At 73.0% G+C, this 16,021-nt stretch carries 12 protein-coding genes; 9 read left to right on the forward strand and 3 right to left on the reverse strand.

Annotated features, from left to right (window positions below):
* Positions 1 to 17: 17 nt before the first annotated feature.
* Entirely contained in the window at positions 18 to 317 is a 300-nt protein-coding gene (locus tag AC0HI0_RS01755) for a DUF1540 domain-containing protein (RefSeq protein ID WP_480930454.1), read from the reverse strand.
* A gap of 287 nt (positions 318 to 604) precedes the next feature.
* On the opposite strand from AC0HI0_RS01755, the gene AC0HI0_RS01760 reads away from it, so the two are divergent.
* The 3 genes from AC0HI0_RS01760 to AC0HI0_RS01770 all read left to right on the forward strand — a co-directional run bounded on the left by AC0HI0_RS01760 (position 605) and on the right by AC0HI0_RS01770 (position 7,086).
* On the forward strand, positions 605 to 2,461 hold the full coding sequence (locus AC0HI0_RS01760; protein WP_480930455.1) for a serine/threonine-protein kinase: 1,857 nt from the start codon (positions 605 to 607) through the stop codon (positions 2,459 to 2,461).
* 345 nt (positions 2,462 to 2,806) lie between these two features.
* Positions 2,807 to 6,427, forward strand: coding sequence for a methionine synthase (gene metH / locus AC0HI0_RS01765; RefSeq protein WP_480930456.1), 3,621 nt, complete (start codon positions 2,807 to 2,809; stop codon positions 6,425 to 6,427).
* A 92-nt stretch (positions 6,428 to 6,519) separates the two neighbouring features.
* Positions 6,520 to 7,086, forward strand: a complete 567-nt coding sequence (locus tag AC0HI0_RS01770; RefSeq protein ID WP_480930457.1) for a hypothetical protein — start codon at positions 6,520 to 6,522, stop codon at positions 7,084 to 7,086.
* 19 nt (positions 7,087 to 7,105) lie between these two features.
* Here the strand turns inward: AC0HI0_RS01770 and AC0HI0_RS01775 are convergent, their stop codons facing one another.
* Complete coding sequence (locus AC0HI0_RS01775) at positions 7,106 to 7,342, reverse strand: three-helix bundle dimerization domain-containing protein (protein WP_480930458.1); 237 nt, start codon at positions 7,340 to 7,342, stop codon at positions 7,106 to 7,108.
* Positions 7,343 to 7,598: 256 nt separating this feature from the next.
* Between AC0HI0_RS01775 and AC0HI0_RS01780 the strand changes: the two genes are divergently transcribed.
* Complete coding sequence (locus AC0HI0_RS01780) at positions 7,599 to 8,864, forward strand: DUF2252 domain-containing protein (RefSeq protein WP_480934234.1); 1,266 nt, start codon at positions 7,599 to 7,601, stop codon at positions 8,862 to 8,864.
* A 137-nt stretch (positions 8,865 to 9,001) separates the two neighbouring features.
* Entirely contained in the window at positions 9,002 to 9,313 is a 312-nt protein-coding gene (locus tag AC0HI0_RS01785) for a hypothetical protein (protein ID WP_480930459.1), read from the forward strand.
* Positions 9,314 to 9,366: 53 nt separating this feature from the next.
* Here the strand turns inward: AC0HI0_RS01785 and AC0HI0_RS01790 are convergent, their stop codons facing one another.
* The gene (locus AC0HI0_RS01790) at positions 9,367 to 10,839 is read right to left on the reverse strand and encodes an amidohydrolase family protein (protein WP_480930460.1); all 1,473 of its coding nucleotides are present in this window, start codon (positions 10,837 to 10,839) and stop codon (positions 9,367 to 9,369) included.
* 146 nt (positions 10,840 to 10,985) lie between these two features.
* Between AC0HI0_RS01790 and AC0HI0_RS01795 the strand changes: the two genes are divergently transcribed.
* From AC0HI0_RS01795 to AC0HI0_RS01810, 4 genes are all read left to right on the forward strand, one after another.
* Complete coding sequence (locus AC0HI0_RS01795) at positions 10,986 to 12,344, forward strand: serine hydrolase domain-containing protein (protein WP_480930461.1); 1,359 nt, start codon at positions 10,986 to 10,988, stop codon at positions 12,342 to 12,344.
* A gap of 92 nt (positions 12,345 to 12,436) precedes the next feature.
* Positions 12,437 to 13,450 carry an ABC transporter permease gene (locus AC0HI0_RS01800; RefSeq protein ID WP_480930462.1) on the forward strand — a complete coding sequence of 338 codons (1,014 nt, stop codon included), beginning with the start codon at positions 12,437 to 12,439 and terminating at the stop codon, positions 13,448 to 13,450.
* A 10-nt stretch (positions 13,451 to 13,460) separates the two neighbouring features.
* On the forward strand, positions 13,461 to 15,233 hold the full coding sequence (locus AC0HI0_RS01805) for a dipeptide/oligopeptide/nickel ABC transporter permease/ATP-binding protein (RefSeq protein WP_480930463.1): 1,773 nt from the start codon (positions 13,461 to 13,463) through the stop codon (positions 15,231 to 15,233).
* Complete coding sequence (locus AC0HI0_RS01810; RefSeq protein ID WP_480930464.1) at positions 15,230 to 16,012, forward strand: ABC transporter ATP-binding protein; 783 nt, start codon at positions 15,230 to 15,232, stop codon at positions 16,010 to 16,012. Before AC0HI0_RS01805 ends, AC0HI0_RS01810 begins: the two co-directional genes overlap by 4 nt.
* Positions 16,013 to 16,021: the final 9 nt, after the last annotated feature.

Consider the following 16,021-nt stretch of genomic DNA (forward strand, 5'->3'; position numbering starts at 1 on the left):
TTGCGCGCGGGCCCCGGTCAGCCCTGGGTGTAGGTCAGGCAGTTCGCCGCGTGGTCGCCCGAACCCGGGCCGACCCGCACGTCCGAGGCGGTGCACTCCAGGTTCGCGTTGTGCACGCAGTCCACCCGTGAGCAGGCTCCGACCTGGGCGACGACCTTGGGCAGGCCGCCCTTGGTGCCCAGCGGGACGAACGTGCCGCAGTCGGCGGTGCCGTTCACGCCGCTCACCGTGATCGCGAACGCGTGGCAGCCGTCGTGGTTGTACGAACAACCCGCGACGGTGCACGAGCTGACCGCGGGCATTTCGGTGGTGGTCATGGTTGCTCCTCATGCCGGTTCGGTGTTGTGGACATTGCCACCGGTAAAACAAGGTCGCAACCCGAGTAATGATTAGGTAAGGCTAACCACGGTCCATTTTTCGATATCGCGCGACCATTTCCCCGGGGATTACGGGTGACCCGGCCGGGGGTCGCCGCGCGCGACACACCGCCGGGTGCTCGCCGATGAGGTGACGCTTGGCCGGCATCGTGGTCGGGTACACACGTTCGAAGGTCGCTGGATCGGGTCATGGGTGCCCGACGCGCGCCGCGGGAATGGGAGCAGTGGTGGAGGAGCGCACCATCGCGGGCCGGTACCGGCTGACGGACCGGATCGGCGCGGGTGGCATGGGTGTCGTGTGGCGGGCCGAGGACACCCGGCTGCGGCGGATCGTGGCGGTCAAGGAGCTGTTGACCCGCAACGGTTTCGACGCCGACTCGACCAAGCGCGCGGTGCGCGAGGGTCGGATCGCCGCCCGGCTCCAGCACGCCAACGTGATCGCGCTCTACGACGTGGTGGAGGACGACGACCGGCCGTGGCTGGTCATGGAGTACTTGCCGTCGCAGAGCTTGGCGACCCTGCTGGCCGACCGGGGCGCGCTGCCGCACGACGAGGTGCGCCGGATCGGCCACCAGCTCGCCTCGGGTCTCGCGTCCGCGCACGCCGCCGGCGTGATCCACCGGGACGTCAAGCCCGGCAACGTGCTGGTGACCGAGTTCGGCACGGTGAAGGTGACCGACTTCGGCACCTCGCGGGTGGCCGGCGAGGGCACGCTCACCGCGTCCGGGATGCTCGTCGGCACGCCCGCGTACCTCGCGCCGGAGGTCGCGCTCGGTGCCGAGCAGGGTTTCCCGTCCGACGTGTTCGGGGTGGGCGCGACGCTGTACGCGGCCCTGGAGGGCACGCCGCCGTTCGGGGTGGACGGCAACCCGATCCTGCTGCTGCACCGGGCGGCCGAGGGCAAGTACCCGCCGCCGGAGAACGCCGGACCGCTCGCCCCGGTGCTGGCCCGGCTGCTCGACCGCGACCCGGACAACCGGCCCACCATGGCCGAGGCGGTGCGGATGCTCGCCGAGGGCTCCGCGGAACCGGCCACCGTGCTGGCCGAGGCGCTGCCCTTCGCCGCCGCGACCCGGATCGTGCTGCCGGTGCTCGCCCCGCCGGCCGAGACCGGCCCCTCCGTGCCGCTGCCCGCCCCCGATGCCGCTGCGGAGCCCGCTGCCCCCGACGCGGCGGCTGCCGGCGCGGCGGCGCTGCCCGGTGCGGGCCTGCCGTTCACGACGCCGCCGGTCGAGGTCCCCTCCGCCGAGGCGACGCCCGTCCCGACACCGCCGGTCGAGCCGGCACCCGAGGCTCCCGCGCCGGACGCGGCCGTCGAGGCGGCGGAGACCGTGCGGGACGAACCGGCGGTCGACGTGCCGCCGGTCGAGACGGCCCCGGTCCGGGAAACCCCGGTCGAGACGACCCCGGCGGCGACCGTGCCGGCCGCGACCGCGCCCGTGCCCGCAGCGCCCGTGCCCGCCGCGCCCGTGCCCGCAGCGCCCGCGCCGGTCCGGGCCGGCCTGGCCGAGGAGTCGGACGGGGTCCGCCGGCGGGTGGTGTTGATCGTCGCCGGGCTGGTGGTGCTGCTCGGCGTGGTGCTGGTGGTCGTCCTCAACATGGGCGGGCAGCCGCCCGGCGGGCAGGACGGCACCACCACGACCGCGGCCGGTGAACCGCCGGCCGGCCAGGACCAGCCCACCGGTGCGGACCAGCCGACCGGCGAGGCGACGACCGGGCAGAGCGGCGGCCCGACCACCACCGCGCCGACCACCACGTCGACCACCGCGTCCGGACCGGTCGGGCCGGACAAGGCGCTGACCGACTACTACGAGTCGCTGCCCGGCAACGCCGACGCGGCCTTCGCCAGGCTGACCGACAACTTCAAGGCCGGTCGCTCCCTGACCCCGGCGGGGTACCAGGGGTTCTGGTCGACCGTCGCGAAGGCGCGGCTCTCCGACGTGCGGGCGGACGGCGACCGGGTCACCGCGCGGGTGACGCTCGACTACCGCGACGGGCACAGCGAGACCGAGGTGAACGTCTACACGCTGGTCCGCTCCGGCGACGGCTGGCTGATCGACCAGCAGAACAAGATCGGCGACTGAACGCCCGCCGGAAGACGTCCGGCGATCCGGCTGATCGGGCACCACTTTTACGTGAATTCTATTCGGGTAAAGGAAGGGTTCGCGCGAAACGCGAGCGGGTTAGGGTGGCGGCGTTCGCCGGCGGTGGCCGGGACCCCGCCGGTGCGGTGTTCGGCCAGGTGAACGCCGTGTGGCCGATCCTGTCCACATGGTGGAACCGGAAGTGGGCAGAGGGCGTCGGAAGTTGATCTTTCGGTATGCTGGGAACCCTGGGAGCGAGAGGCGCTGCAACGGATGCGAATCCGCCACGCTCGCCCCGGTGACCACCGGACAAGGGCGCCTTCCATGTCAATGGGAGGTGTCCGGATGAACGGATCGGCGAAGATCGACGCCCTGCGGCAGCTCATGGACCGCCGCGTGGCCGTGCTCGACGGCGCGTGGGGCACGATGCTCCAGACGGCGGGCCTCACCCCCGCCGACTACCGCGGCGACTTCCTGCACGACCACCACAAGGACGTCACCGGCGACCCCGACCTGCTCAACATCACCCGGCCGGACGTGATCCTCGACGTCCACCGCCAGTACCTCGCGGCGGGCGCGGACATCACCACCACCAACACGTTCACCGCGACCGGCATCGCCCAGGCCGACTACGGGCTGGAGTCGCTGGTCCGCGACATGAACGTGCAGGGCGCGAAGCTGGCCCGGCAGGCGGCCGACGAGGTCGGCGGCCGGTTCGTGGCGGGGTCGGTCGGCCCGCTCAACGTCACCCTGTCGCTGTCGCCCCGGGTGGACGACCCGGCGTACCGCGCGGTGACGTTCGACCAGGTCAAGGCGACCTACGCGGAGCAGATCGCGGCGCTGGACGAGGGCGGCGTCGACCTGCTGCTGGTCGAGACCATCTTCGACACGCTCAACGCCAAGGCCGCCATGGCCGCCGCCCGCGAGGTCGCGCCGCACCTGCCGCTGTGGATCTCGGTGACCATCGTCGACCTCAGCGGCCGGACGCTGTCCGGGCAGACCGTCGAGGCGTTCTGGCGGTCGGTCGAGCACGCCGAGCCGCTGGTGGTGGGCGTCAACTGCTCGCTGGGCGCGACCGAGATGCGCCCGCACGTCGCCGAACTCGCCCGGATCGCCTCCGCCTACACCGCGGCGCACCCCAACGCCGGGCTGCCCAACGCGTTCGGCGGCTACGACCAGACGCCGGACGAGACCGCCGGGCTGCTCCGCGAGTTCGCCGACTCCGGCATCGTGAACGTGGTCGGCGGGTGCTGCGGCACCACGCCCGAGCACATCGCCCGCATCGCCGACGCGGTCCGCGACCTCGCGCCCGGCCGGGAGTCGACCGGGCCCGCCCCGGCCACCTCGTTCAGCGGCCTGGAGCCGTTCACCATCGGCGCGGACACCGGGTTCGTGATGATCGGCGAGCGCACCAACGTGACCGGGTCCAAGCGGTTCCGCCGGCTGATCGAGGCCGACGACCACCAGGGCGCGGTGGACGTGGCGCTGGAGCAGGTGCGCGGCGGGGCGAACCTGCTCGACGTCAACATGGACGCCGACCTGCTCGACAGCGAGGAGGCGATGACCACCTTCCTCAACCTGATCGCCACCGAACCCGAGGTCGCCCGGATCCCGATCATGGTCGACAGCTCCCGGTGGAGCGTGCTCGAAGCGGGCCTGAAGTGCGTGCAGGGCAAGGGCGTGGTCAACTCGATCAGCCTCAAGGAGGGCGAGGAGCCGTTCCTGGCGCAGGCCCGCGCGATCCGCGACTTCGGCGCGGGCGTGGTGGTGATGGCGTTCGACGAGCAGGGCCAGGCCGACACCGCCGACCGCAAGGTGTCGATCTGCGCCCGCGCCTACGACCTGCTGGTGGAGCAGGTCGGGTTCCCGCCCGAGGACATCATCTTCGACCCGAACGTGCTGGCCGTGGCGACCGGCATCGTGGAGCACAACGGCTACGCCAAGGAGTTCATCGAGGCGCTGCCCCGGATCAAGCAGCGCTGTCCGGGCGCGCGCACCAGCGGTGGCATCTCGAACCTGTCGTTCTCCTTCCGGGGCAACGACATCATCCGCGAGGCGATGCACTCGTCGTTCCTGCTGCACGCCGTGCGCGCGGGGCTGGACATGGGCATCGTGAACGCCGGTCAGCTCGCGGTCTACGAGGACATCCCCAAGGACCTGCTGGAACTGGTCGAGGACGTGCTGTTCGACCGCCGCCCGGACGCCACCGACCGGCTGGTCGCGCACGCCGAGACGGTCAAGGGCTCGGGCACCAAGCGGGTCGCCGACCTGTCCTGGCGGGAGGCCCCGGTCGAGCAGCGGCTCTCGCACGCGCTGGTGCACGGGATCGTGGACTTCATCGAGGAGGACACCGAGGAGGCCCGGCAGAAGGCCGCCCGGCCGCTGGAGGTCATCGAGGGTCCGCTGATGGACGGCATGAAGGTGGTCGGCGACCTGTTCGGCGCGGGCAAGATGTTCCTGCCGCAGGTGGTCAAGAGCGCGCGGGTGATGAAGCGCTCGGTGGCCTACCTGGAGCCGTACATGGAGGCGGAGAAGGAGAAGGCCCGGCTGGAGGGCCGGATCGACACCCGGCGCGGGCCCGGCAAGATCGTGATGGCCACGGTGAAGGGCGACGTCCACGACATCGGCAAGAACATCGTCGGCGTGGTGCTGGGCTGCAACAACTACGAGGTGATCGACCTCGGCGTGATGGTGCCGTCGGCGGTCATCATCGACACGGCGGTGGCCGAGGGCGCGGACGCGATCGGCCTGTCCGGGCTGATCACGCCGTCGCTGGACGAGATGGTCACGGTGGCCTCGGACATGCAGCGCCGCGGCGTGAAGCTGCCGCTGCTGATCGGTGGCGCGACCACGTCCCGCCAGCACACCGCGGTCCGCGTCGCGCCCGCGTACGAGGGCACCACCGTGCACGTGCAGGACGCGTCCCGGGTGGTCGGCGTGGTGTCGGAGCTGCTGGACGCGGACCGGTCGGACGCGCTCACCGCGCGCAACCACGCCGAGCAGGACCGGCTGCGCAAGCAGCACGAGGAGCGCCGCAGCGTCGCGCTGCTGACCTTCCCGAAGGCCAGGGAGAACCGGGAGGTCGTGGACTTCGCCGACCTGCCGGTGCCGGAGTTCACCGGCGTGCGGCTGTTCGAGCCGGACCTCGACGTGCTCCGGGCGATGATCGACTGGCAGTTCTTCTTCCTGGCCTGGGAGGTCAAGGGGAAGTACCCGGCGATCCTGGACGAGCCGGTGGCCCGCGAGCTGTTCGACGACGGCAACGCCCTGCTGGACGAGATCATCGCGACCGGGGCGTTCCAGGCGCGCGGGCTGCTCGGCTTCTGGCCCGCCACGTCCGACGGCGACGACCTGGTGCTCGACGGCGGCCGGGTGCGGCTGCCGATGCTGCGCCAGCAGACCACCAAGCCGCCGAGCCGGCCGAACCGGAGCCTGGCGGACTACATCGCGCCCGAGGGCGACCACCTGGGCGGGTTCGCGGTGGCCGTGCACGGCGCGGAGGTGCTGGCCGCGAAGTACGAGGCCGAGCAGGACGACTACCGGTCGATCATGACCAAGGCGCTGGCCGACCGGCTGGCCGAGGCGTTCGCCGAGCACATCCACCTGGAGGCCAGGCGGATGTGGTTCGAGCCCGGCTCGGAGCCGTCGCTGGAGGACCTGCACGCGGAGCGCTTCCGGGGCATCCGGCCCGCGATGGGCTACCCGGCGAGCCCGGACCACAGCCTCAAGCAGCCGCTGTTCGACCTGCTCGGCGCGGACCGGGCGGGGCTCGCGCTGACCGAGTCGTTCGCGATGACGCCGGCGGCGGCGGTCAGCGGGCTGATCTTCGCGCACCCGGCGTCGCGGTACTTCACCGTCGGGCGGATCGGCCGCGACCAGGTCCAGGACTACGCGAAGCGGCTGGGCACCTCGGTGGGGGAGGTCGAGCGCTGGCTGCGCCCGAACCTCGCCTACGACATCGACTGAACGGGCCGGTAACGGGCCGTCCGGTCGCCGCGATGCAGCGGTCGACACCGTGCCGCGGTGTCGACCGCCGCGCAGAACGGACCGGGTACCCGATGCTGGACGACGCGATACGCAAGGCTACCGCCGAGGCCGACCGCCGGGACGCCGCGGCGAAGGCGCGGCAGGAGGAGGCGGACGCGGTCGCGGAGGCCGCGGTGCCGAGGCTGCGCGCGCTGCTGGCCGAAGGCCGGGACCGGCTGCGGGCCGCGGGCGCGCGGTCGGTGCACGTCATCGCGCGCCGCAAGCCGTCGCTGTTCCGCCCGGCGAACTACACCCCGTACGCCGAGGTGTGGCAGGTCAGCAAGGTCGCGATCAGCCGGGACGACCGGGTCTTCCGGCTCGGCAGCACGCTGCACCGGGTCCGCGACCGGCGCGACGCCCGGGACCGGGGATTGGCCGAGGGCGACGTGTACGCGGTGCTCGGCTCCCCGCTGCACGTGGGGATGATCGCCGGCGCGGAGGAGTTGGCGCTGCGCGACTGCCTGGCCGCCGGCGGGTCCGGGTGGTTCATCACCGGCCGGACCGGCGGCATCACCGTCCGCACGTCGACCGACCCGTACGAGTGCACGCCGCTGGAGGAGATCATCGCGGCGCAGGTCGTGGCGGCCACCCGGCGCTGACCGGGTGGCCGCGTCCGGGTCAGGTCCGCCCGGTCAGGCGCTGCCGGGTGGCGCGTTCGACCAGGATCGCCACGAACGAGGTGATCCGCGCCCCCGAGAGGCGCGCGGACTCCTCTTGGCGCAGGCGGCGGATCTCCTCGGCGGGCACGGCGGGGTAGTGGTCGATCAGGCGGGCGTCCACGACGGCCAGGTGACCTTCGAGCTGTTCGGCGACGAATTCGTCGGCGGTCTTGTTCAACGGGTGCCTCCTGTTCACGACTGGCCCTCCCGGGGTAACCGGTTGGGGCAAACTCCAGATGAACGCAAGGTGAACCAGAAGTGTGTGCCGGGGCTGGGCCGACCGGGCGAACCCGACATCACGGGCGGCCCGCTGAACTGCGGGCGAACGGGTGTGCGAGTCGGCCCCGAGGCGGCCCGGCGTGGACTAGCGTCCGGCCGTCGAGAGGAGCACCGTCGTGACTGACCGCGGCGACCGCATCGTGGCCGTACTCCAGGACGCGTTCGCGGACCTGATGTCGGCCGACCCGGCCGCGTTCCGGCACAAGTTCCGGAAGATGGCGGCCGAGCCGTTCGCCTTCTACCGGGGCAGTGCCTGCCTGTTCTACGCGGACATGGCGGACGAACCCGACCAGTGGGCCGACGAGCGCACCGGCCGGGTCTGGATCCAGGGCGACCTGCACGCGCAGAACTTCGGCACCTACATGGACGCCGAGGGCACGCTCGTGTTCGACGTCAACGACTTCGACGAGGCGTACCTCGGGTCGTTCACCTGGGACGTCCGCCGGTTCGCGGCGAGCCTCGCGCTGCTCGGCTGGCGCAAGGCCCTGCCCGACCACACCATCGCCGACCTGATCCGCGGCTACGTCGCCGCCTACGTCCGCCAGGTGCGCTCGTTCGCCGAGAACCCCGGCGACGAGCTGTTCGGCCTGCGCCTGGACAACACCGACGGCGTCCTGCGCCAGGTGCTGCTGCGCGCCCGGCTGGCCACCCGCGTCGACCTGCTCAACGAGAAGACGGTGATCGTCGACCACGAACGCCGGTTCCGCCGCGACCGCGAGGGCACCCGCGAGCTGGACGACGCCGAGCGCGACAAGGCGGTGGCGGCGTTCGAGGCGTACCTGGACACCATCCCGAGCGGCAAGCGCGCGGCGAGCAGCCTGAGCTACGCGGTCAAGGACGTGGTGGGGCGCTTCGGCTTCGGCATCGGGTCGGCCGGGCTGTCGGCCTACAACGTGCTGGTGGAGGGGCGCACCCAGGCGCTGGAGAACGACGTCGTGCTGTCCATGAAGCAGGCCAACGTCGCCGCGCCCAGCCGGATCGTCGCCGACGAGCGGATCCGGGAGTACTTCACCCACCACGGCCACCGCACGGCGGTCTCCCAGCGGGCGTTGCAGGCGCACGCGGACCCGTGGCTCGGGCACACCACCATCGACGGCGTCGGGTACGTGGTGGCCGAGCTGTCGCCGTACGAGTCCGATCTGGACTGGTCGGACCTGACCGAACCCGCGGACATGCGGCCGGTGCTGGAGTACCTGGGCCGGGCGACCGCGAAGGCGCACTGCGTGTCCGACTCGGACTCCGACCAGACCCTGGTCGACTTCCAGGTCGAGGAGGCGATCGCGCGGGTGGTCGACGGCCGGGAGGCGGAGTTCACCGAGTCGATGGTGGAGTTCGGCCTGCGCTACGCCGAGCGCACCCGCGAGGACCACCGGCTGTTCGTGGACGCGTTCCGCGAGGGCCGGATCAAGGGCGTCGAGTCGACCGCGCCGGGCCGCTGACCCAGCGTGACCGCCGGCGCGGCCGGTGTTCAGCCCACCCGGTCGGGCGTATCGCCGTGCGGTCGGTGGGGACCGTGGTCCACGTTGGACGGACATGGGCCGCGGTCGCCCACAGCCGAACGAGGGATGACAAGCAGATGACTCGACGTCTCACCGCCCGGACCACCGCCGGGATCGCCGTCTGGGCGGCCACCGGGGCACTCGTCCTGGCCACCGCCGTGCCGGCGTCGGCCGCCGAGGGCGTGCTGCTGCTCTCCGGCCGGGCACTCGAAGACCCCAGCGGCTGCTTCGACGTCTACGGCTACGAGGAGATCCTGAACCTGACCGACGACAACGTGTTCGTCTTCGACGACCGCGAGTGCGAGGGCGACCTCGTGCAGATGATCCGGCCGGGCGGGGAGGGCGACGACCTCACCCGCCACCGGGGTCGCAGCGCCTTCGTCGCCTGACGGCGCCGGGCGGTGCCCCGGTCCACCAACCGGGACACCGCCCGCGCGGGGTGCTACGCGGGCTCGCCGCGCAGCGGACGGCCCGGGAGGGCGTCGACGTCCACGTCCCCGTCGCGCACCACGAACGTGCCGGCCACCAGCAGGTGCCGGACGCCGACCGAGGGGCGCGTCGGGTCGAGGTAGGTGGCGGTGTCGGTGATCCGCTCGGGGTCGAGCACCACGATGTCGGCGTCCGCGCCCACCCCGAGGTGGCCCTTGGCCCGCGCGGCGGGCGCGATCGGGTCCAGCACCCGGGCGGGCAGCCAGGAGCACCGCCGGAACGCCTCCAGCCACGACCACGCGCCGGTCTCGCGGACCATCAGGCGCAGCGACTTGGCGAACGTGCCCGCCGTGCGCGGGTGGGTGCGGCCCTTGGGCGGCAACGGCCACTCGCGGCGCTCGTGGGTGCCGTCCGGCCACAGCACCGGCATCGCGTCGCTGGCCACGATCGCGTCCGGGAACGCCAGCGCGCGGTGCAGCATCGCCGCGTCGGCCGGGTTCTCCTCGTCCACGAAGGACACCACGCACAGCGCCGCCGGGTCGGTCTCCCGCAGCTGCCGCAGCCGGCCCACGTCGGCGAGCCGCTCGCCGGTCTCCACCATCATGATGTCGCGCGGCGTGATGTCCCACGCCGACAGCCGCTCGGGCGCGAGGAAGAACGCGCCGATGCCGGTGCTGCCCGCGCCGTACGGGTACGCCTCCACGGTCACCCGCGACCCCTCGGCGCGGGTCTTCTCCAGCAGGCCCAGCACCCGGTCGACGTGCCGCCGGGACGTGCTGTTCACGTGGCAGTGGTGCATCGGGGCACCGGTCTCGGCGGCGGCCCGGACCACCTCGAACGACCCGTCGACCGGGGTGTCCGGGTTGGCCTCGACCAGTTCCCGCACGTGGGTGTAGATCGGCGCGTTGGCCCGCGCGGCCATCGCGGCCATCGTCAGGTACTCCGCCGGGTCGGTGTCCGGCGCGTAGCCGAGCAGCACGCCGATGCCCAGCGCGCCCGCGCCGACCTCCCGCTCCAGCACCTCCACCCACGCCCGCAGCTCGGCCGGGCTGGACGAGCGCTGCCACCGGGGGTCGCCGAGCAGGTGCAGGCCGCTGCGGAAGTCGGCGTCGGGCTCCAGGCCCATCAGCACCTGCGCGCGGGCCGCGCCCCAGGAGGCGGAGAAGCCGTAGTTGAGCGGCCGGCCCTCCCAGGCGGCCTGCGCGTAGCCCCGGCCGATCGGGGTCAGGCCCGACTCCAGGTCCAGCGCGGTGGTCACGCCGTCCATGCCCTGCAGGCGGTGGCCCGCGATGCTGTGCACGTGGCTGTGCAGGTCGACGAAACCCGGCCCGACGACCAGGCCGGTGACGTCCACGACCGGCACGCCCTCCGGCACGGGCAGCGCCGGCCCGACCTCGGCCACCTTCCCGTCCCGCACCAGCACGTCCGCGACCCGGTCGACACCTGTGCCGGGGTCGAGCACCCGGCCGCCACGCAGCAGCACCATGCCCACCAGTCCACCACGGACGGGGTGGCGGGCACGTCGTCGCGACCGACAAGCCGGCAGGGTCGGGTTGGTGCGTTCTGCCGATGACCCGACCAGCCGGGGATCGACACGCTCGGCCGTGCAGCCCCCTACGAGAGGAACGACGAATGGTGGACGTGGACGCCGGCCTGCTCGCCGGAGACGACTGGCAGGCCCGGCTGGACGAGGTCGCCGCCCGCCACCGGGTGCCCGGCTTCCAGGTGGGCCTGCTGACCCCGGACGGCCGGACCCGGGTGCTGTCGGCCGGCGTCGCCGGGCTGTCCACCGGCGTCGAGGTCACCGGGGACACGCTGTTCCACTACGGCTCGATCACCAAGGTGTGGGTGGCCACGCTGGTGATGCAGCTGGTGGACGAGGGCCTGCTGACGCTGGACACGAAGGTCGTGGACGTCCTGCCCGGCTTCCGGGTGGCCGACCCGGAGCACGGCCCGGAGATCACCGTGCGGCACCTGCTCACCCACACCAGCGGCATCGACGGCGACCTGTTCACCGACACCGGGGACAACGACGACTGCCTGGAGTCCTACGTCGCCACGCTCGCCGACGCCGCGCGGGTGACCGGCGCGGGCGGCCCGTTCAGCTACAGCAACTCCGGGTTCGGGGTGGCCGGGCGGATCGTCGAGGTGCTGCGCGGCCGGACCTGGAACGCCGTGCTGGCCGAGCGGATCTGCGCGCCGCTGGAGCTGGACCGGGTGATCAGCCTGATCGGGGACGCGCCGCTGCACCGCACCGCGATCGGCCACGTGCGCCACCCGGAGACCGGCGAGCTGGTGCCCGTGCCGACCTGGCAGCTGCCCCGCTCGGTCGGCCCGGCCGGGCTGGTCACCGGCAACGCCGCCGACCTGCTCCGGTTCACCGCCGCGCACCTGCGCGACGGGGTGGGCCTCAACGGCGAGCGGATCCTGTCCGCCGAGTCCGCCCGGCTGATGCGCCGGACCCAGGTCGACCTGTCCGGGCTGCTGTCCACGTCGACCGGGTGGGGGCTGGGCTGGTCGCTGGCCGACTGGGGCGCGGCGACCTCCGTCCAGCACAACGGCAGCACCAGCGGCCAGCTCGCCGAACTGGCGGCGTTCCCGGACCTCGGGCTGGCGTTCTGCGTGCTCACCAACTCCGAGTACGGGCCCGCCCTGGCCGAGGAGCTGGTGGACGCGATCAGCGCCGAGCTGGGCCTGACCCGGCCGGTGCCGTCGGTCGGGCCGGACGCGGCACGGGCCGACCTCGCCGCCGTGGCGGGCGTCTACGAGACCACCTCGCTGCGCTGCGAGCTGGTGCCGGAGGGCTCCGGGCTGGTCCTGCGGCTCACCGAGAAGACCTCCGGCACCGGTCCCGAGGCGGGCGCGGTGACCCCGTTGGCGCGCAACCGGTTCGGGTTCGCGCTCAACGGCGCCGAGCGCGAGTTCGCGCTGCTCGTCCACGAGGGAGTCGATCACCTGTTCGCAGGTCGGCTGTTCGCGCGCACCGGCTGAGCGACGGTCTTGTCGGATCCCACTACCCGGCGGTAGAAGTTCGGTCGGATCGTCCGACGAAGTGATCTGGGTCGCAACCGCAGGATTGCCGCATGTCCACCCCAACACTCGACGTCGACGCCGACGCCCCGCCGGGGGAGCGGGCGCCCGACGCGGTCCGACACCCGCTGGCGCGCTACCTGGTCCGCCGGCTCGTCCGGCTCGTCGGGTCGGTCGTCGTGCTGGTGACCGCCGCGTACCTGATGGTGCGGCTGCTGCCCGGCGACCCGGCGCGGCTGTCGCTGGGTCCGGAGGCGACCGCCGACCAGGTGGCGCGGCGGCGCGCGGAACTGGGCCTGGACGAGTCGATCGTCACCCAGTACTTCCGGTTCTGGGCCGACCTGTTCCAGGGCGACCTGGGCGTGTCCTACAGCAAGCGGCTGCCGGTCGCGGACGTCATCGCCCAGCGGATGCCCGCCACGCTGGAACTCGCGCTGCTCGCGATCGTGGTGATCCTGGTGGTCGGCGTGCCGCTGGGCATGGTCGCCGCCGAGGCCGTCCGGGGTGGCCGGAACAAGGTGTTCGACGCGGTGTTCTCCGCGGTGACCGGGTTCGTGACGGTCGTGCCGGTGTTCGTGGTGGCCGCGGTGCTGATCCTGGTGCTGTCGGTGAACGCCCGGCTGCTGCCGGTGGCCGGGCAGTCCGGGCCCGAGTCCTACGTGCTGCCGGTGGCCGCGCTGGCGTTCGGGGCGGTGTGCGCGCTGGCCCGGATCGTGCGGGCGGCGACGCTGACCGTGCTGGACACCGACTACGTGCGCACCGCCCGCGCCAAGCGGATGAGCCGCACCCGGCTGTACCTGCGGCACGTGCTGCCCAACCTGCTCGCGCCCACGCTGACCACGGCCGGTCTGGTGCTCGGGTCGCTGGTGGCGGGCAGCGTGTTCGTGGAGACGGTGTTCGCCTGGCCCGGCATCGGGCAGGTGGTGGTCGGCTCCATCACCCAGCGGGACTACCCGCTGGTGCAGGGGATCGTGCTGGTCTACGGCGCGCTCATCCTGGTGGTCAACCTCGTGGTGGACCTGCTGATCGGGTTCTTCGACCCGCGTTCCCGCATCGCTACGGTCTAGGGCGGCACGTATGTCCACACTCCCCGGCGCGCCGGTGCGCCGTTCCCGCCCGGTGCTGCGGCACCTGGCCAGTCCGACCGCCGTCATCGGCCTGGTCGGCACCGCGGGCTTCCTCCTCCTGGCGATCCTCGGTCCCGTGCTGTGGGGCGACGCGGCGGCGCAGGAGGACCTCACCGCGATCGCCCGAGGCCCCAGCGCGGAGCACCTGCTGGGCACCGACGCGTCCGGGCGCGACATCCTGCTGCGCACGCTCGTCGCCACCCGGACCTCGCTGTTCTACGGGCTGCTGTCCACCGTCATCGGCGTCGTGCTGGGCGTGGTCGTCGGCTGCCTGCCTTACGTGCTGCCGGTGTGGCTCGGGCGGCTCGTGGTGTCGGCCGTCAACATGCTGGTGGCGTTCCCGGCGTTGCTGCTCGTGCTGTTCCTGGCGGTGTTCTTCGGCCAGGGCACGACCGGCGCGGTGTTCGCGCTCGGCCTGGCCCTCGCGCCCACCGTCGCCCGGCTGTGCCAGACCATGGCCGCGAGCGTGGCCGGCATGGAGTACATCAGCGCGGCCCGGGTGCTCGGGGTCTCCCGGTTCAAGGTGCTGTTCCGGCACGTCGTCCCGAACATCCAGGACGTCGTGCTGGTCAACGCGACCGCCGCCGCCGCCAACAGCCTGACCGCGTTCGCCGGGCTGTCCTTCCTCGGCCTGGGCGTGCAGGCCCCCGACTACGACTGGGGCCGGCTGCTCGCCGAGGGGCTGTCCCGGATGTACTCCGCGCCGGCCGCGGCGCTGGGCCCGGCGGTGGCCGTGGTGCTGGCCGGCATCGCGCTCACCATGGCGGGCGACGCGGTCGGCCGGGCCATGGGCATCACGCCCATGCTGTCGCTGCGCAGGCTGGGCCCGCGTCCGAACAGGACGGTCGGGACCGTCGAGCCGGACCGGTCGGGCGTGCTGTCGGTGCGCGACCTGTGGGTGCGCTTCCCGGCCGAGGACGGCTGGCGCTCGCCGGTGCGCGGCGTGAGCTTCGACGTGGCCGTGGGCGAGCGGGTCGGCATCGTGGGCGAGTCCGGGTCGGGCAAGAGCCTCACCGCGCTGTCCGTGGCGCAGCTGGTCGACGGTCCGGGCGTGGTGGACGCCGGGTCCATCCGGTTCGACGGCTTCGAGTACGCCGGGCTGACCCGCAAGCAGGTCAAGGCGCGGGGCGACCACCTGGGCAACTCGCTGTCGGTGGTGTTCCAGGACCCGATGTCCTCGCTCAACCCGTCGCTGCGGGTCGGCTCGCAGGTCGCCGAGGTCGCCCTGCTGCACGGGCGGGTCGGCAAGGCCGAGGCGCGCGAGCGGGCCGTGGCGCGGCTGGCCGAGGTCGGCATCCCCGACCCGGCGGCGCGCGCCGAGCAGTACCCGTTCCAGTTCTCCGGCGGGATGCGGCAGCGGGCGATGATCGCGATGGGCCTGATGGGCAGGCCCCGGCTGATCATCGCCGACGAGCCGACCACCGCGCTGGACACCACCGTGCAACGGGAGGTGCTGCGGCTGCTGGACCAGGTGGCCGCCGAGCACGCCGCCGCGGTCGTGTTCATCTCGCACGACATCGCGCTGGTGACCGGGTTCTGCGACCGGGTGCTGGTGATGTACCAGGGCGAGATCGTCGAGGACGTCACCACCGCCGACCTGGTCGCCGGGCGGGCCGAGCACCCGTACACGCAGGCGCTGATGGCCTCCATCCCGACGCTGACCACCGACAAGTCCAAACCGCTGCCCACGGTCGGCGACTTCGTGAAGGGAGCGGTGGAATGACGGCCTTCGAGGTGCGTGACCTGGTGGTCGGCTACGGCCGGGGCGCCCGCCGGGTGCGGGCCGTGCGCGGGGTGGGCTTCACCGTGCCCGCCGGCACCACGCTCGGGCTGCTCGGCGAGTCCGGGTCGGGCAAGTCGACCATCGCCCGGGTCGCCGTCGGGCTGGAGCAGGCCACCTCCGGCGACGTCCTGGTGGACGGCGCGTCCGTGCTCGGCCCGGCCGGCCGGGAGGCCCGCAGCCGGGTGCAGATGGTGTTCCAGGACCCCTACTCGTCGCTGGACCCCCGGATGACCGTGGGCCGCTCGATCGCCGAGGGCGTCCACGCCGGGCGGCACCGGCCCCGGGTCGACGGGTCGCTGCCCGACGACCCGGCCGGGCTGCTGGAGCTGGTCGGCCTCGACCCGTCGTTCGCCCGGCGGCTGCCGCACCAGCTCTCCGGCGGCCAGCGGCAGCGGGTGGCGCTGGCGCGGGCGCTGGGCGCGCGGCCCGCCGTGCTCCTGGCCGACGAGATCACCTCCGCGCTGGACGTCTCGGTGCAGGGCGCGGTGCTCAACCTGTTCCGCCGCATCCAGCGGGACCTGGGCCTGTCGTCGGTGTTCATCTCGCACAACCTGGCCGTGGTCCGGTACGTGTGCGACCAGGTCGCCGTGCTCGACCGGGGCGAGCTGGTCGAGATCGGACCGGTCGAGGAGGTCCTGGAGCGCCCCGAGCACCCCGCCACCCGAGCCCTGGTCTCCGCCGTGCCGCAGATCGGCGTCCCGCTGTTCACCCGCGTCTGAGAACGGAAC

The organism is Saccharothrix sp. NBAS 001, assembly GCF_056640475.1.